We start from the raw sequence: 17,899 nt of genomic DNA on the forward strand, positions 1-17,899 counted from the left end.
AATTAGGGATTAGTTGAGCTAATTCTTCCCTACGCAACTATGCCATTGGATTTATCGCCTCTTTGGATATCACTCAAAACTTCATTACTTGCCACATTTATCACCTTCTTTTTGGGTATCGCTGCTGCCTACTGGATGCTGGGATATGGTGGCAAAGGTAAATCGTTGATTGAGGGTATCTTTATTGCGCCCCTAATTTTACCGCCTACAGTTGTCGGGTTCTTGTTGCTGCTATTTTTTGGCAAAAATGGCCCTGTAGGGAAATTCATGGGGGCTTTTGACTTCAGCATCGTTTTTACTTGGTATGGTGCAGCGATCGCAGCCACGGTAGTTTCTTTCCCTTTAATGTATAAAACTGCACTGGGAGCCTTTGAACAAATAGATGCTAATTTGCTGCGAGTAGCTAGAACCCTTGGTGCAAATGAAACCACAATCTTTTGGCGCATCAGTTTACCCTTAGCATTACCCGGCATTGTCGCCGCCACAATGTTAGCTTTTGCCCGTGCTTTAGGAGAATTCGGCGCAACCTTGATGCTGGCTGGTAACATTCCAGGACAAACGCAGACAATTCCAATGGCGATTTATTTTGCAGTGGAAGCGGGAGCAATGAATGAGGCTTGGTTTTGGGCGATCGCAATTATGGCGATTTCTCTTTTTGGAATTATTGCAGTCAACTTCTGGCAAGAATTGAGAGAAAAGAAGAGGGGAGCGGGGAGCAGGCTTGCCGTGAGCGTAGTCGAACGGGAGCAGGAGGCAGGGGGCAGGAGGGTCACTGAGCGTAGTCGAAGTCGGGCAGGGGGCAGGGGGAGAAAATCTTTATACTGCGTACACTAGCTTTGAATCTGGGGGATTGTTTGTCAACATTGAAAAAATACTTCCTAGTTTTGATTTAAAAGTTGCTTTCAATACTGATGAGCAACCCTTGGGATTGTTAGGAGGTTCTGGAGCGGGTAAGAGCATGATTTTGCGCTGTCTTGCGGGAATAGAAACACCCACAACCGGGCGCATAGTTTTAAATGACAGAGTTTTGTTTGACTCAGAACAAGGAATTAATTTACCCAGTCGCGATCGCCGCATCGGTTTTTTAGTGCAGAATTATGCCCTATTTCCCCACATGAATGTGGCGCAAAACATCGCTTTTGGCTTGCCTAAAAACCTATCGGCTGGGAGTATTCGGGTGCAGGTAGAGGAGCAACTAATAGCGATGCAGTTGCAGGGATTAGGCGATCGCTATCCGCACCAACTTTCTGGGGGACAACAACAACGGGTAGCTTTGGCAAGAGCATTGGCAAGTCAACCGGAGGCATTACTTTTAGATGAGCCGTTTTCCGCACTTGATACCCATCTACGTAGCCAATTAGAACAGCAAATGACAGAAACTCTTGCTGACTACCAAGGTGTGACTTTATTTGTCACCCATAATATGGAAGAAGCTTATCGGATTTGCCCAAATCTATTGGTATTGGAGCATGGTAGAGCTGTTCATTATGGTAGCAAATATGATATTTTCCAGCATCCTGCTACCGTTAGTGTCGCCCAACTCACTGGATGCAAAAATTTCTCCCGTGCTGTTCTCCAGTCATTACAACAGGTAGAAGCGATTGATTGGGGTTGTACTTTGCAAGTAATTGAACCAGTTAAGAGCGAATTATCTCACGTCGGCATTCGTGCCCATCAGTTTATTTTTACCAACGACTCATCACAGGAAAATACCTTTCCTTGCTGGTTAGTGCGAACAAGTGAAACGCCCCATCGAATGACGTTGTTTCTCAAATTACATTCGACTGGAAAGAATTCTCAAGATTACCATCTGCAAGCTGAAGTCTTCAAAGAAAAATGGGCGACGATGAAAGACCAACCTTTTCCTTGGTATGTGCGTTTAGATCCTCTGCGCTTAATTTTGATGGAGTGAACGCAGAGATATACAGGATAGAGGGCATTGCATATTTGAGTGTTGCATCAAAAGTAAAACTAAATGGTAATCGATGTACTATAGCTTGTGAATTGTATCGCCAGTATTTTGTTCTGAAAAGTTTGAAGAAGCAGATTGGGAATAGAGCGATGCCGATAGAGCGGTGTTTCCCTACGGGATAGCTCCGCTTTACGCAACTTAGCTGCCGGGCTTTGACATCGGTGCCGGATATCCTCAGCGATCATAATTTTTCAGACATTCCTCTAGAAAAAATATTTACAGTTTGGCAATTATTCTTCTGACTAGTGATACTTTTGAAGTATTTATCGCTGGAAAATTGAAAGTGCCACCAATAACGTATGCCATTTTTTGTAGCTCAGGTATCGATACAACTTCCGGAGACGGTGAAAAAATGACTGAAAATTCACTATTTGAAGAACCCGGATGAACTTGGCTAGAGTATATCCCTTTACTAAAGCTTCCAATCTTATTAAATCCAAAAAGTGTAAGGTTTCCCTTGCGGTTTTGATCCCAAGATTGTTTGAACTTTTTGAAATCTGCATTTTGGTAAAGGATTGTAACTGTTGGATAGTTACTGATTAGTAGGCTTGTGAGTTGACCAAAGTCCCCCCTATCAGCTAAAGAATTCAAATTATAATTAGGTGGTAACACGAATTTAAATCCTGTAACGTCCTGTGTGCCGTTCTTATAAGCCTCAGCAATTGGCTCTTCATAGTACCAGCCAATATTAGTAGCTTGCTGCCAAGCTAGTGGCTCTATCGGCACCATAGTGTATCCTGGGTACTTAATCTCGATCAAGCTATCCTTACTACTCCCCTGAACCATTTGCATATTGTCATCAAAACTATTCTCTTGGGAAAACCGGAGTACCGAGCCAAAAAAGAAGCTAGGTAGATCTGCGATGCTAGCGATCACTTCTGTACTAGACTTTTCTGAAGTCCTGATATCAACCTTAATGATTTGTTGTTTGTTGTTCAGGTCATTTTGGATAGAAGCCAAGGAGCGAGAGATACTGTAACCCACTTGAAAGGTTTGAGAAACCGCCCCTGTGTTGGGGTTAACAGTTTGCATACCACCATTTTCCCTAGTCGGATGAGAGGTATTATTTACCATCTGGCGGACAAGCCAATTTCCCATTTGGATCTCGGACTGGAGAAGGTTTACAGATTGCATAAGAGCTAGGTAAATTGATAATTCCGTTACAACTGGCTCTCCTGATACAGGCATTTTCGGGAGTAAATCCTTGAGATTCTGAGCATTTGCCATCTCCTTATATGTCAGTGGTAGCTTTTCTTCCTCTTGCCGACCCGCTCCATTGGGAGCCAAGAACGTAGCTAATTACATAATCTATCTTGGCCAAAACAGCTTGATCCCCTAGCCTGTTCTGAGCTTTTTTTAGATCCTCAACAGTAATCTCGCCAAAAATTTCTTGGTACTTGTTAACAATTGATTGAGCCTGAGTATTTGTATGGCTCAATGTATCATGGAGCTTAGTTTGATCGGCTTGACTTAATGTATATTTAATGCTGGATATAAGTTGGATATAAGCATTGGGGAACCCTCCAGCAGATGAAATTTGGGCTGTTCCCGGTAGACTCCCCGGTGATACTCGGGCACTGATGTAGTTGAAAGTACCTTCGTTAAATACTTGGTTTATATTCTGGTAATACCACATGAAGTCACCCTGAGAGGGAAACGCAATCGGTGTAATCTTAGTATGGTAAATACCAGCAATTGCTTTGTTAATAGTAACTTCGAGATCGGAGTAAAACTTTTGTTCGCTAGCTGTCTTAGATGGCAGGGTTATTAGGGTATCTTTTTGTCCAAAACTGTTTCTAGCTTGAACAGATATTAAGGTTTTATCTGTTGTTAACCTGTATGGTATTTGAGAGTAAGATTTTTCACTGATAAACAAGCATTTGATGTAAATTGTACAAAGCATCACGACAAAAATAACTGACCAGTTTTTTCTCCTCATACCCTTTTGAATAAATGCATTAGATACCTGAAAACAGCTATAGATTTACAAGTTTTTGCTCTGCAAAGATAAGCAGTTGACTTGACCTTGCAGAGCACGAGTAATTAAACTGATCTGATTGCCTAACTTAGGCTAATGTTCGATCTTCGCAACACGAACTTCAACCAGTTAGCTAGACAGAAACAAGCTGTTCAACCTGTTGAGAAGAGGTCACTCCAGGGTTGGTAACAGCACCACCGATGACGTATGCAGTCTTCTGTAATTGAGGTACCGATAGAACTTCCTTCGACGCTGAGAATGTTACTGTAAAAGTGCTGTTATCGGCTCCCTGCTGATAACTACTACCATACGCTCCCTGGCTGAAGCTTCCGAGTTCGATAAAGCCGAAGAGCTTGAGATTTCCACTGACACTTTGATTCCAGGACTGTTTAAAACTAGAGAAATTGGCGTTTTTGTAAGTGATCTCGATCGTTGGATAGTTGGAAATTACCAAGTTGTTCAGCAACCCGAAGTTCCCTCCCTTAGCAAAAGGCTGTAGATCGTAGGCTGGTTTGTTTAGGAATTTGAAACCAGTAACGTCTTGAGTACCATTGTTGACTGCCTGTGCAATTGGATCTGTGTAGTACCAGCCAACATTGGTAGCTTGTTGCCAAGCTGTTGGAGCCATCGGCACTACAGAGTAGCCTTTCCACGTTAGCTTGATTGAGGCATCTGTACTTGTTCCTTGCGACTTGGACATATCGTAACTGCCACCAACTGTTGTCGCAAATGTGAGCCAAGAGCCAACTGAGAAACCAGCTTGCCCTTCGATGCTGACACTGACACTTTCTCCAGATGCCTGCGAGGTTGTCATCTCAAAGCTGATAGTGTTGTTGCTGTCTAGATCGTTCTGGATAGCTGCTTGGGATTTGGAAATGCTGTAGCCTACTTGTAAGTTAGGCGACACTGCCCCAGTATTTGCATTGAGGGTCTTGATACCGCCATTAGAGTCAGAAGGAGCTTCAGTGTTCTTTTGCAACTGGGCAATAATCCAAGATCCCTGCTGTATTTGAGTCTTAAGCCCGATGGCCGGTTTCATGATATTCAGGTAAATCGAGATATCCGAGATAACCTGATCGGCGCCTGGAGGTGAGTAGGGGAGTAGATCTTGAAGATTTCGCGCATTTACCATCTGCTGGTAAGACAAAGGAGGCTTATTTGCTGCCTGATTACCACTCCACTGCGCCCCCAAAACCACAGAGATAATGTAGTCAATCTTATTGCCAACAAGATACTGCCCGTATTTCGTTGCTGCATCTTGCAATTGAGCGTCTGTAATTTGACCATAAGACGTTTGAAAATCTGCGACGATTGTTGAACCTTGGGTTTGAGCATCGCTTTGAGCTTTGTTTAATGCTGCTTGGTCATTTTTGCTTAGTGTAAACGCAATACTGGAGACTACTTGGGTGTAAGCATTTGGGAAACCTCCTGCGGCAGAAAGTTTAGCAGTCCCTGCCACATCGCCTGGTGATATGTTCGCGCTGATGTAATCAAAGGTGCTCTGATTGAAGACTTGGTTTGGGTTTTGGTAATACCAGAAAAAGTCACCTTGAGAGGGAAACTGAATCGGATAAAGTGGGGATTTAAGGATATCTTTAAGCGCCGCCATAGCTTTTGCTTGTAAAGCAGAATAAAACTGTTGTCCACCAGTAATATTGGACATAAATGATTTCTCCTGTTAGTTAATGAAGTTAACGAAAACGAGGCTGGAAATATTGATTGCTAAACCAAGCCAATATTTTTAGAGTTCCTTGCAAGCCAACATGAGGTTTCTAGTTAGCTGAGAAATACTGGCATGGGAGCGTATAACAAAATTGTTTAGCCTCATTTTATAGACGTTTCCTTTTATCTATTTCTGAATTTTTAGAGTTAACTCCTAGTTTTTGCGATCCAATCAACTAGACTAAATTTTGGTCTTTTGTGCCTACATCTTCATTTTTTGGCATCAATTGACGGGTGGATTCAGGCGAGAATGGGCTACTAAACCTTTGCAGAAACCTTAGAAGCATTTCGTACCGCAGCAGAATTTCACTTTGTTCGTTGTTTAAATACGCATATCGACGTATTTGCCGCTCACAGAGACAAGTCTGGTTATATTTGAGCTTAGAAGTCCCAATAAATAGGAAAGACGATACCAAGAAGGAGAGTGGGACGATCGCACAAATTCTCCCCATCCTTTCCTGATCTTTGGCTGTTGTTGCATCCTCTGCACCACCAGACAGGAATTCCCGCAACTTCCTTCCAGTTTCTTCATCAAATTGTGTCAACGCCAAAATGGGTACAGGCTGCCTTTCACACAGCACTACCTCAACGCACCGACAACCATCTCTGTTTACTTCTAACTTGTCAGCAGAGATCGCCACAACAGGAGCCGACTCCGAGTGCTGCATTGATCGCACTACCTCAATCGATTCCTCACCAACAACACTCTCCACTTCCTCCACCGCAACGGATAACGTCACCGTCTCGCCAATTGCTTCAACTCCCAACTTCTCCTCGGACATTTCCCCTATTGCAGGTTCAGTTGCAGCCAATGTTCGCATAACCGATAAATCCCTATCAGTCCCATCCTCCCCGATAAAATATCCCTTCAACTCCTCTCGCAAAATTGCTCGCGCCTGGGAGATGCGCTTGCAGACATTTTGGTAGGAAATATCTTGCTGTTGAGCAATTTTTGGATAAGACAGTTCCTGATAAAAGTGCAGGATAAATGTCTCGCGCATCCGACGCGGTAAGTTATCAATAGCACGACGGATCACAATCGTTTTCTCACTAGTCTCCATTGCAATTGCTGGCGTATCGTCAAAGGAAACCAGTCCTTGATCCTCAAAAGATGCGTATGCTTCTATATTCTCAACTCTATTCGCACTGCGATCGCGTTCTCGATGAATATCGACGCAGAGATTATGAGTCAGTCTTGTCAGCCACGCCTTAAAATTAGTAATTTCCTCCGCATACTTTTGCACCTTTTCCCAAGCCTTAAGCATCGCCTGACTAAGCGCATCTTCAGCATCCGTCTGATTCCCACCCATCCACTTAAGACAGCAACGATAGAGATAATCTCGATATTCCTGCCATTGTTGCCAAAACCTTTTTACTAAATCTTCATCTTCCAAGTTATTCCGCAGGCAAGACGTAATCAATGCAACCACTGATTGACAATTTGACATAACTCTGACGTAGTAGTATATCCAGTTGCAGCAAAATTAATGCCTTCAATCCCTTATAGGGATGGGCGTTCGAGTATGAAATATGGTCTGAAAGTCAAATGGTGAGGTACTGGTGTATGCCGCAAATCTAACATCTATCTTTAGGCATATCCTCAGTAAAATCACTTACATTGAATTAAAGAATATTAAATTAAGATGAATTCAATGCTTAAAAAAAGGCAAAAAGCTTGCTAAATATGAAACGCGAGAAACTAGGCAGGTAATGACTAACGTATTCACAGGGGTGCGACGGCTGACAGATTTCTTAGCTGTTTTTAATGGCTCTGCTATTGCTCTAGATACCATTAGTGACTTTAACAGTTCTCAAGGTAATACCATTTCATAAAAAATCTGATACAGATGTAACCTCTGAAAGCTTTGCTGCATCTAAGTTTTTTAATTGCGAATTGTGAATTGGTATGACAAAATTGTACGAGATAAGACTACTTTTAGTGCGTACAAGCTTCGTCTTGTCGCAGACATCGCTTCTAATCACAACACTATTTTAAGTAATATTAATTATTTTTCAAGTATTAGTTTAGACTTGCATAAACTGATAATTTTAAAAGTCCTTACTTCAAGCGCCCAGACCCCTAAAGAGTCTGAGCGCTTGAATATTAGGTTGCAGAGAAACTTCTGCTAAATTGTCGTGGAATTATGCGGGCATCATGTGCATACTTCTGCAAGACTCTGCACACTTACGGCAAGCGGCAGCACATTCCATCATTTTCGCGTCATCGCTCATCATCTCACACGCCATTGCAGTGCGATCGCACATTTCCGCGCAAAGCATACAAGTGCGTTCCATGAACTCAGAACCGCTCATCATCATATTCATGCACATCATGCACATTTCAGAGCAATCGCGCATCATGCTCATCATGCTCATCATGTTCTTATCCATGTGCTGACCACCTTTGCTCATGCAATGAGTCATGGTTTCCATGCACATTTTATGACAGTCCATACAAACATCCATGCAAGTTTGCATTTCTGGAGTCATGGTTTCAGTCATCATCATCATCATCATCGGAAATACCTCCTGATTTTTTGATGCATAAAATAGTGTCCTCGAAGGACTATTCATCACATTAGTCTTATCCTTTTAAAGAGTCAATGGGGTTTTTAGAGAGAATTTTTAAGCCTACTATCCCGATATAATTACCGGGAATCTGAACTAATTCTACACTAGTTTGGTGTTGTTTTGTTGGAAACTGTTATACATTAAAGCTTAGAAACGCTCGTTTCAGAGTGGGGTTTCATGTGCCAAGTAAAGTTTACTTGGGGATCAAAAGTTAGAGTTAAATTTAACTCGAAAATAGTGTTATTGTTTTTAACAAATGAATGCCTAAACTAAGCATTTATAAATTTATATTAATTTGCGTTTGATTAAATTATATTAACTTGAAGATATATATCCTGAAAAATTCTTAATTCATAATGAAATTTCAACTGCACTTAAAATAAAATTTCCTCATAAAAAAGTAATTTTCACAGCTTACATAAGATATGATATCGGTTATAGATTTGATTGCAATTTGAGTAAGCGATCGCTCGCTGCTTGTAATGTCTCAGGTCTTTTGCTAAAGCAAAATCTAATCAATGAATGTCCTTTTTCTGGTTGACTGAAAAAACTGGAACCGGGAACTACAGCAACACCGATATCTTTAATTAGATGGTAAGTGAATTCAACATCTGTTTTATAGCCAAATTTGGAAATGTCTGCAAGAACGTAATAGGCTCCTTGAGGAACGAAATAGGGAATCCCAACTTGGTCTAGAATTTGTAAAATGCTGTCTCGCTTCTGGTGATAAAGTTTGGCTAATTCTTCATAATAGGATGGTGGTAGTTGCATAGCGGCAACTCCGGCTCGTTGCAATGGTGCAGGTGCGCCAACGGTGAGAAAATCATGGACTTTGCGAATCGCCCCTGTCAATTCGGGGTTTGCTAGAATATAGCCGACTCGCCATCCAGTGACGCTATAAGTTTTGGACAAACCGTTAATCGTAACGGTGCGTTCTTCCATACCGGGAAGAGTCGCTAGGGCAATATGTTGAGTGCCGTCATAGAGAATATGTTCATAGATTTCGTCTGTGAACGCTAACACATCCCATTTTTGACAAAGTTCAGCAATTAAGGTGAGTTCTTCACGGCTGAAGACTTTACCTGTGGGATTATGGGGTGTGTTGATAATAATTGCTTTGGTATTGGCATTGAAAGCTTGACGCAACTGTGCTTCATCAAATGTCCAATGGGGAGGATGCAGTGTCACGTAGCGGGGTATAGCACCAGCTAAAATCGCATCGGGGCCGTAGTTTTCATAATATGGCTCAAATACAATTACTTCGTCACCGGGATCGACTGTTGCTAGCATTACAGATGCCATTGCTTCTGTGGAACCGCAAGTAACGGTGATTTGGGTTTCGGGATCGATATCTAAGCCGAGATACCAACGGACTTTGTTAGCGATCGCATGACGAAATGGGCGATCGCCCCAAGTAATGGCATACTGATTAACATCTGCCTCTATCGCCTGATATGCTGCCTGTTTCAACTCCAAAGGACAAGGAAAATCAGGGAAGCCCTGCGCCAGATTTACTGCATCGTGTTGCAGTGCCACCCTGGTCATTTCTCGAATCACAGACTCTGTAAACTGTTCTGCCTTCGCTGATATTTTTTGGCGCTTAATCTCACTCACCCCTATACCTCCGTCGATCGTTATTGCCGAAATCCTGTGAATTTCTGTAATCCAGACTAAATCCATAAGATTGATAGATTTATCGTAGTATACTCAAATTTCTGAGCTAGAGGAAGAAGCAGGGGAGCAGCACTTCGACTACGCTCAGTGACCGAGGAGCAGGGGAGCAGGGGAGCGGAGGAGAAGTTGCAGTAAGTCTTTCCCCTCTGCCCCTCTGCCCCTCTCCCCCTCTGCACCTCTGCCTCTTATGCCCAATGCCCAATGCCCTTATTATCTATATACTTAATTATTGAGATTAATAGTCAATTATTGAAGTATCGATCCAGAATCATCATGAAATCTTTGCACCGTCCCGATCTGTATAGCTGGTCTAATTTCAATCCGGCAAGAAATATTGATTTCAATGGGATTGCCTGGATTCGCCCAGATGGCAACATCTTGATTGACCCAGTAGCCTTATCAAACCATGATTGGAATCATCTAAAATCCCTCGGTGGTGTGGTTTGGATTGTGCTGACGAATTCTGAGCATGTCAGGGCAAGTAAAGAAATTGCCGATCAAACCTATGCTAAGATTGCTGGCCCGATTGCAGAAAAAGACACTTTTCCTATACCTTGCGATCGCTGGCTATCTGATGGTGAAGAATTTGTCCCAGGACTGGAAGTGATTGAACTCAATGGTTCTAAAACTCCCGGTGAGTTGGCTCTGTTACTAGAAGAGACAACTTTAATTACAGGGGATTTAGTCCGGGCACGCAAAGCAGGTAGCTTGACAATTTTACCAGATGACAAGCTGCTGAATCGAGAGGAGGCTGTTGCTTCTATTCGCAGGTTGGCTCAACTGAGTCGGGTAGAAGCAGTGCTGGTGGGGGATGGTTGGCCCGTCTTTCGGGATGGACGCGATCGCTTAAAGGAGCTTGTAGCGACATTGTAAATAATTAGGGTAGCACAGCTAGCTATGCTACCCTGACAATACTTTTTCAATAGCACTGAATAGAAGAAGTTATTGTCAAAAATTTATTCACTCTTGGTCAACTATGAAAATCTGATGATTTAAGTTGTGTGTGCGATGTGAGGACGGCTGTGACGCTCGATAGTGCAGCGTTAACGACACAGGAAGGTATTGACTCGCTAATGCTACGCTATCGGTGACGCAACTTATCAAGCAGGCTCAAATTTCAGCGAAACACCGTTCATGCAGTAGCGCTTCCCAGTGGGCGCAGGCCCATCATCAAAAACATGGCCCAGATGACCACCACAGCGACTACAATGCACTTCAGTTCTGGTCATAAACAACGACTTGTCTACAGTTGTGGCGATCGCACCTTCAATTGGATTAAAGAAGCTAGGCCAGCCAGTACCACTGTTGAATTTGGTATCAGATGTAAACAGTGGTTGTTCACACGCAGCACAATAATAAGTACCCTTGTCGTATTCCTTATCTAATGGACTGGTATAAGGGCGTTCAGTCCCATGTTTACGCAATACATTAAACTGTTCTGGCGTTAAAATCGTGCGCCACTCTGACTCTGGTTTGGTAACTTCAAATCCACTCTTAGAAGTTGTCATCGCTTCTGGCTCCCATTTGATATACCTTGATAACAATGCTGTGCCGACTATGACTGCACTAGCCTGTAAAAAATAGCGTTTGTCCATATATCTATTATTTTCTATTTTCCGGTTCACTGGCCAATCAATTCCAGTACGGGATTCCCTACATGAATGACTATAATCAGCGATGTCTGGCGACAAGCCGCTTCTCTACGAGACGCTACGCGAACGCATCTACGCTCTGAATTAGCCCTAATAAACTGATTAAAATTGGCTAAGAAACAACAATACCTTAGCCAAAAAAAGAGTATGTCCCTATCCCGATTACGGTACTCTCAAAGGCGTTGTTAGCGCCATCTCTCCAGATGCCATTACACAAAATAATAATTCAGGTATGGGAACAACTGCCACAACAGCTTTGCATGAGTGTCAAGTATGGGTCGAGGAACTGGTCGGTTTCATTCGCAATAAGCAGGCATATTATCGACGAGGTTTAAAGGCTATGATGCTTATACAGCAAGCACTTTAGCTTAATTGTCGCCCCTTGAAGAGATTAATTATAGTGTCTGGTACAAGGCCATCAGCTGAATCCTTACGTTATTTACATCTTTGCATCTCAAGATGTCATAAAACTCTATTTACCGCCGTGCGATCGCCGATCTTGGTTCACAATTTTGGCTAAATTATGGGTAAAAGCACATAAGACCCTATGTTTTAATCAAGAAGAATGTCAATCTTTTAATTGATATTGAACGTTTGATTCCTCTTGTACGTAATTATTATTTTGATAATCATCTTGCTTAGTAGAAGATGTGAGTTCTTCCAAAATTTGAATTGCACCACTAATCCGCAGTAAGGTATCGCGCAGATTTGCTTGTTTCGCCTCTAAATCTGCCATGACTTTTTGTCCTGATACCAATTCGGCTTTGAGTTCAGTGAGACGTTTTTCTAATTGTTCTTTCATTATTTAATTAAGTTCCTTTGACTTTGCTATTTAGGGAAATAAATGTGCCAGTACCGGAATATTGGGGGGTAGCGTCGGGTATGGGACTAGGTGCAGAGGGTTTTTGTGCGGGAACTGTGACTTGAAATTTGGCTTTAAATGAAGCACCTTTGAGCAGTACTGGTTTCCCACCAGATTTTGTCTTTTTGGCTTTTTGGTTGCCAGCAAGGGATTCAATGGACAGTATCCCAACTCCAGGGATAGTATATTGGGAAGTCATATAAGGACAACCAGGAACGATAACTTTTTTTTCGTCGCCATCTACACAGACTAGTTTCTGGTTAATTTTATCCTTACCTGTGCCAATTAGATCGCCTGGACGGACGGTGACAATGGCTTGGCCAAAAGTTTTGTTAAACATGGCTCGATCGCCAGTGATGAGAATGAAGTCAGCCATAGAGTCATATTGAATTGCAAATATATTTTATAAGCTTGGCGATCGCACTAACTAGGAGAACCAATACATCTTGCTTTCGCGACTATATCAGCACCTCCACTTCCCTGTTTTCCACCAAGATACCAATATCCGTCACTTCCTATATAAGTGAAAACTTGTTCGCCACTACCAGCAAATTTTCCTTGCGTATATGTTAAGAATGCGACGCATTTACTACTGTGTCCCATTTTGACATCAGTTTGACCATTCTTCCATACATATTCGTCAGAATACCAAATCTTTCCCTGTATTTCTCCACTAGGAGTAATGGTTACTGCATCTACAAGATTTCTTTGTGTACTACCTTGTGTTTGTGTTCTAATTCTCAAGCCAATATCTCGATTGGATGAGTCGTCTCTTGCTTGAAGAAAAGCAATATTCTTTAGTCCATATTCCTTGAGTTGGACATGACCCGATAGGTCAATATTCGTTGTACTGTTAACAGATACACCCACCGATAAAGAACCAGTTACAGTTAAATTTCCAGCAAAAGAAGAACTTCCTGTTCCTTTGACTGTTAACCCACCATCTACAGCAGTGCTTAACAACATTCTTTCAGTATTTTGATTATCTCGCCAAGAATGATTGCCGTTAGCTGTATAGAATAAAGTAGAACCATTAATACCGAGACCATATCCGCTCCAAAGTTGTAATTTCAGTTGGTTTGTAGTTCCATTATCTGAAAAAATAATTTGTTGACTGCCATCAAGACTAACTTTACCTTCCTGAATAGTCAGACTACCTTGAAGCAACTGATTACCTTGCACATTTAATTTGTAGTCACCTGGATTATTGATGCCAATGGCAACATTGCCAGTATTATTTATATACAAAGCTGTACTTTTAGAGCTACCACTTCCTACTCGGATATTTAATCCGTTAAAGACATTCCACTTGGCTCCATCCCACACTCCTTCATTATCTATGTTAGACAGGTTATTATACAGTACGTGGTTATAGTCTCCTATTGAAGCCAGAAATAATGCACCACGCTTACTACCGTCTGCTGAAATGGATAAGTTTTTACCTGTAATATTACCATTAACAGTTAAATCGCCAACAATTGTTCCAGAGGTGATTTTATTTGCTGATAAATTAGGAATTCTGTCAACATTTAATGTTCCAGAAGTGATTTTATCAGTTGATAAATTAGGAATTCTCTCAACATTTAATGTTCCAGAAGTGATTTTATCAGTCGATAAATTAGGGATTCTGTCAACATTTAATGTTCCAGAAGTGATTTTATCAGTCGATAAATTAGGGATTCTGTCAACATTTAATGTTCCAGAAGTGATTTTATCAGTCGATAAATTAGCAATTCTGTCAACATTTAATATTCCAGAAGTAATATTTTTTGTATCTATTGTTCCTGAGATTGTCCCAGTTACTGTTAAATCCCCATCAATTTTTAAGCTACCTGTCAAAACTGCTAAGTTTGGAGTGGCATTTCCTCCAGAGCGAAGAGTTAAAGCTTTACTATTAGAATTTGGTAAGGATAAACCAGAATATTCCCGAACGTTAGCATCAAGAGTAATGGTATTTTGAGCTATTGTTAGTTTTCCCAGATTGACGCTATTTTCAGGAATTGTAGTTGAAAATCCCAAAATAGGTTTTTCAATCCAACGAGTATAGCTATCTGGTACATCTTTTTGCTGTTGAACTTGTTTACCTTGAGCATATTGGATGTAGAGTACACCGTCAGTAAGATTTTTGAAGTCGGAAAATGTAATATTTTCTTTTAAAATAATTAAATCGCCGCTACTATTGATAGCCGAACCCGATTTTATTTGAACAGATTTTGTATCCTGAATAACTGCAACTTCTAACCCTTCAATAATTCCTGAAATATGAAGACTTTGATTATGATAGCGTTGGCGATCGCTAAGATATTTATGTTGAATTTCAAAGTCATCTTCTAGCAGGTATTGCCCTGCAAAATAGTTAGGACGTTCATTACCAAAGTTAGTGAAATCAGTAATTTTAGCCATGTTTGATCCTGAATTTAGTTCAATGATTGACTATTTGTTCCTAGAATGGTGTTACCAAAAACAATTTTACCTTCCTCGTTTTTACGGCAAATTTGTAAAATATTATAGGGAGAGACGGCTGTGAGGTTAAAGGTTTGCTCTAGTATTTTATAAGTAGATAAACGCTGATTAATATTTAAGGAAGCTTGAACAGTGACTTTACCAGCAATATCAAGATTATTGAGATTTTTCATTGTCACTGTAAATTTATCTATAGTTTGCATAAACTCTTGGTAGTAGAGGGTACGCTGAATTCTAATTGTATTATTTTCTCTAAGAGTTTCTGGTGTTAATAAATAAAATCCTGAAACATCATCTTGAAGGCGAACTGTGATTTGATTTAGTAAATCTGAGTTGATTGTATTTGGTTGGGTAATTTCTACAATTGCTTCAAAGTCTAATTTTTCAATAATTGCAGTTATATTAGGTTGTAACTCTTGAACTTTCGGTGGATCAAACAGTAGAAAACTATAGGGTTTAGTCCATATAGATTCTGTCAGCTTCATTCCCGATTGTTGCGGCTGACTATTTTGGTAAAAAATTGTATTTCCTGCAATAATTTCTCTTTTATCATTTTGATGACAAATTTTTAGGACTGGTGATAGATTTACAGGTTGTTCTAGGAGTGTATTGTTATATTCAACTTCATTAATTAAAAAATATAGCTTAATAGTTAAATTGCCCACGAACTGTTTATCGGTTCGGTTTGATAATATAACATTGAAACCTGCTAAATTTTCTTGTAAATGCTGATAATTTAAATTTTGTTTAATTGAAAATGATTGATTATTGATAATTATTTCTGGTGAGTAAGGGGTAATTAATTCCGAGTTTCCTTGAATCTGAATAGCTAACTGGTTCGCTAATTGATTAATGGGAATACTATTAATGTTGTTAGGAGTAATTGTGACTTCTATGGCAAAGGTTTGATTATTTGGAGATGCAAACAATTTGAAAGGATAAGCAACGTGCGATCGCTGAGTTAGCTGCATCGTTGGGACAAGGATTTTTAAGGAATAAAATGTCTGTGCAGGCTTTTCTCTATCGATAATTGCTTTAGCAATTTTAGCTTGTCGCCAATACTTATCAGGATCGCGGTCTTTGAGAGTTAGTTGAACTTGAAAATAATTCGGTAAATTATCAAATTGATCGAAGACTTCAACCTTTTCTCCAAATCCTGAATTTTTTAAATAAACACTCAAAATTTCGATTAATCCTGCTTTTGTTCCTCGTAAACCGTATAGGTGAACAATTTGTTGAATAAATGCTTTTTTGACCTCTACTTCCCAATCGTCTCGTAAACTCAAGGCTACCCAACCCGCTAACCAAGGTAAAAATTCCTTTGGAGTATGTTGAGGATTGAAATAAACATGAATATTATCAATAATTTCTTCTAATCCTGGTATATTTTGAGTCTTGGCTGTAATAATTTGCTCTTGATTCGGAGTTTCACTTAATCCACTGAGAATTTTTTCAAATGACAGCAACAACTGAGCAATAAAAACATCTTTTTGGAGAATTGCTGGTAAATATTGATGATATGTACTAATAGATTCAGATTTTTTTACGTTCATTACCAACTTCTACCAATATTGTAAATTTACTGTCTGTGAGATTGATTTTAACTAACTGATTATCTGCTAAATTAATTTCAGATTTAGAGTTATTATTCTTATCTTTAATTTGCAGGTTTTCAACATAATCTACACCTTCTAAGTCATCTAATAATTTATATAATTCCGATAGATAAACACTCCGACCAAAAGGCCATCCTTTTCCCTGCCAATATTTTTGCGATCGCAGAGGTTCAAAAAACATTTTGACTTCCTCTTCTGCCTGTGTTTTAACTGCTTCTGCTTGTGCGCCATCCTGAAGCACTAATTCTGCTTCTATAGATATGGATACATACTCAGGTTCTAAGATATGCAGGCGGGTAGTTAATAGTCTGCGATCTTCAAGAAATCTAAATAAAGGTTCATATTTATTTACTTGAGTTATTTCGTTATCTTCAGGAACAACTACTAAACTAATATGTCCTTTAGCAAAATTATCAGATGTTGACTCTAAATTACATTGTGTTAAACATTTAACCCTAGCAATTTTTAAATTATCAGCATCTTGTGATTTATTCCAATCGATAAGTACCAATTTTTCAAAATCTTCTGGAGTAACGGCACGATAAATTTTGCGTACTTCTAATAAAGTCTTTTGAATTTCTGATTGTAAAATGTTTTGTCGTTCCTGGGTAGAAATATTAATGGGTAAGTTCCATTCTTCTCCTTTAAGTAAACTCAAAAAACTAGCATAATTCTCATCAGGAATTTGATTAACTCGGTAGAGAACCATTTCTGTTAACCATGCGAATAATTCAATCAGGATAATTCCTGTATCTGTAGGATTATGATCTGTCCATTCTGGGTATTCAAGCGGAATCTGAGAAATTGCCTCTTCTAGTAAGTTGGCATAGCTGCGATCGTCGAGATTGGGTAAGGGTAGAGTCATGATTAGAGGAATGGGGGATGGGGAAATAGGGAATAGGCAATGGGCAATAGGCAATAGGCAATAGGCAAATAGGTAATAGGTAATAGGTAATAGGTAATAGGTAATAAAAAGAATAGGGGTAAAGAATAGTTTTTAATTTTTTAAATTTTTGAGAAGGGAAATAATCATTTTAGTTTCTTCTTGAAGATGTTGGAGAATCAATTCTATATCTTTTACAGTGCATAACCCTACTCTGGAAGAGAGAATAAGATGAGTTTGTAATTCATTAATTGAGCCTTGACTGATGTTTAAAAATCTCGCATAATCACCAGGCGATCTTCTGCCATAGCCTTCCGCAATATTGGCTGGAATAGAAACAGATGCTCTTCTTATTTGTTGAATCATTCCGAAAAGTTCATCTCTAGGAAAATTTTTCGTTAATAAATAACATTTTTCAGCAATTTCCATACCTTTTTGCCAAATTATTAAGTCTTTAAAATCCCGAATCCCTGACATTTTTTACTCCTTATATTCACCAACCTAAC

At 40.0% G+C, this 17,899-nt stretch carries 15 protein-coding genes and 1 pseudogene; 3 read left to right on the forward strand and 13 right to left on the reverse strand.

The window, feature by feature from the left end; translation table 11 throughout:
- The first annotated feature begins 39 nt into the window (after positions 1 to 39).
- A pseudogene (gene modB / locus NSTCB13_RS28810) lies at positions 40 to 1,912 on the forward strand (molybdate ABC transporter permease subunit).
- A gap of 276 nt (positions 1,913 to 2,188) precedes the next feature.
- Here modB and NSTCB13_RS28815 read toward each other — a convergent pair.
- The 4 genes from NSTCB13_RS28815 to NSTCB13_RS28830 all read right to left on the reverse strand — a co-directional run bounded on the left by NSTCB13_RS28815 (position 2,189) and on the right by NSTCB13_RS28830 (position 7,120).
- Positions 2,189 to 3,004 carry a hypothetical protein gene (locus NSTCB13_RS28815; protein ID WP_448274635.1) on the reverse strand — a complete coding sequence of 272 codons (816 nt, stop codon included), beginning with the start codon at positions 3,002 to 3,004 and terminating at the stop codon, positions 2,189 to 2,191.
- A 199-nt stretch (positions 3,005 to 3,203) separates the two neighbouring features.
- Positions 3,204 to 3,848: a hypothetical protein gene (locus tag NSTCB13_RS28820; RefSeq protein ID WP_448274636.1), complete on the reverse strand. Its 645-nt coding sequence runs from the start codon at positions 3,846 to 3,848 to the stop codon at positions 3,204 to 3,206.
- Between the two features lie 235 nt (positions 3,849 to 4,083).
- Complete coding sequence (locus NSTCB13_RS28825) at positions 4,084 to 5,613, reverse strand: hypothetical protein (protein WP_448274637.1); 1,530 nt, start codon at positions 5,611 to 5,613, stop codon at positions 4,084 to 4,086.
- A gap of 235 nt (positions 5,614 to 5,848) precedes the next feature.
- Entirely contained in the window at positions 5,849 to 7,120 is a 1,272-nt protein-coding gene (locus NSTCB13_RS28830) for an RNA polymerase sigma factor (RefSeq protein WP_448274638.1), read from the reverse strand.
- Positions 7,121 to 7,382: 262 nt separating this feature from the next.
- Between NSTCB13_RS28830 and NSTCB13_RS28835 the strand changes: the two genes are divergently transcribed.
- A complete protein-coding gene (locus NSTCB13_RS28835; RefSeq protein ID WP_448274639.1) occupies positions 7,383 to 7,505 on the forward strand; it encodes a hypothetical protein in 123 nt (40 codons plus the stop codon).
- Between the two features lie 309 nt (positions 7,506 to 7,814).
- Here NSTCB13_RS28835 and NSTCB13_RS28840 read toward each other — a convergent pair whose 3' ends face one another.
- Together NSTCB13_RS28840 and NSTCB13_RS28845 are read right to left on the reverse strand one after the other, a co-directional pair.
- On the reverse strand, positions 7,815 to 8,186 hold the full coding sequence (locus NSTCB13_RS28840) for a four-helix bundle copper-binding protein (protein ID WP_094351003.1): 372 nt from the start codon (positions 8,184 to 8,186) through the stop codon (positions 7,815 to 7,817).
- Positions 8,187 to 8,678: 492 nt separating this feature from the next.
- Positions 8,679 to 9,923, reverse strand: coding sequence for a pyridoxal phosphate-dependent aminotransferase (locus NSTCB13_RS28845; protein WP_448274640.1), 1,245 nt, complete (start codon positions 9,921 to 9,923; stop codon positions 8,679 to 8,681).
- 267 nt (positions 9,924 to 10,190) lie between these two features.
- Between NSTCB13_RS28845 and NSTCB13_RS28850 the strand changes: the two genes are divergently transcribed.
- Positions 10,191 to 10,790, forward strand: coding sequence for an MBL fold metallo-hydrolase (locus NSTCB13_RS28850; RefSeq protein WP_322694109.1), 600 nt, complete (start codon positions 10,191 to 10,193; stop codon positions 10,788 to 10,790).
- A gap of 227 nt (positions 10,791 to 11,017) precedes the next feature.
- Here the strand turns inward: NSTCB13_RS28850 and msrB are convergent, their stop codons facing one another.
- The 7 genes from msrB to NSTCB13_RS28885 all read right to left on the reverse strand — a co-directional run bounded on the left by msrB (position 11,018) and on the right by NSTCB13_RS28885 (position 17,870).
- The gene (gene msrB / locus NSTCB13_RS28855; protein WP_448270132.1) at positions 11,018 to 11,512 is read right to left on the reverse strand and encodes a peptide-methionine (R)-S-oxide reductase MsrB; all 495 of its coding nucleotides are present in this window, start codon (positions 11,510 to 11,512) and stop codon (positions 11,018 to 11,020) included.
- A 625-nt stretch (positions 11,513 to 12,137) separates the two neighbouring features.
- Positions 12,138 to 12,371, reverse strand: a complete 234-nt coding sequence (locus NSTCB13_RS28860; protein WP_012408145.1) for a hypothetical protein — start codon at positions 12,369 to 12,371, stop codon at positions 12,138 to 12,140.
- A 7-nt stretch (positions 12,372 to 12,378) separates the two neighbouring features.
- On the reverse strand, positions 12,379 to 12,807 hold the full coding sequence (locus NSTCB13_RS28865) for a hypothetical protein (protein WP_448266147.1): 429 nt from the start codon (positions 12,805 to 12,807) through the stop codon (positions 12,379 to 12,381).
- 47 nt (positions 12,808 to 12,854) lie between these two features.
- Positions 12,855 to 14,834 carry a hypothetical protein gene (locus NSTCB13_RS28870; protein ID WP_448266148.1) on the reverse strand — a complete coding sequence of 660 codons (1,980 nt, stop codon included), beginning with the start codon at positions 14,832 to 14,834 and terminating at the stop codon, positions 12,855 to 12,857.
- A gap of 14 nt (positions 14,835 to 14,848) precedes the next feature.
- Positions 14,849 to 16,447, reverse strand: a complete 1,599-nt coding sequence (locus NSTCB13_RS28875; RefSeq protein ID WP_448266149.1) for a phage tail protein — start codon at positions 16,445 to 16,447, stop codon at positions 14,849 to 14,851.
- The gene (locus tag NSTCB13_RS28880; RefSeq protein ID WP_445626965.1) at positions 16,428 to 17,375 is read right to left on the reverse strand and encodes a baseplate J/gp47 family protein; all 948 of its coding nucleotides are present in this window, start codon (positions 17,373 to 17,375) and stop codon (positions 16,428 to 16,430) included. Before NSTCB13_RS28880 ends, NSTCB13_RS28875 begins: the two co-directional genes overlap by 20 nt.
- A 132-nt stretch (positions 17,376 to 17,507) precedes the next feature.
- Positions 17,508 to 17,870: a four helix bundle protein gene (locus tag NSTCB13_RS28885; RefSeq protein WP_445626964.1), complete on the reverse strand. Its 363-nt coding sequence runs from the start codon at positions 17,868 to 17,870 to the stop codon at positions 17,508 to 17,510.
- Positions 17,871 to 17,899: the final 29 nt, after the last annotated feature.

This window comes from Nostoc sp. DSM 114160 (assembly GCF_053470305.1).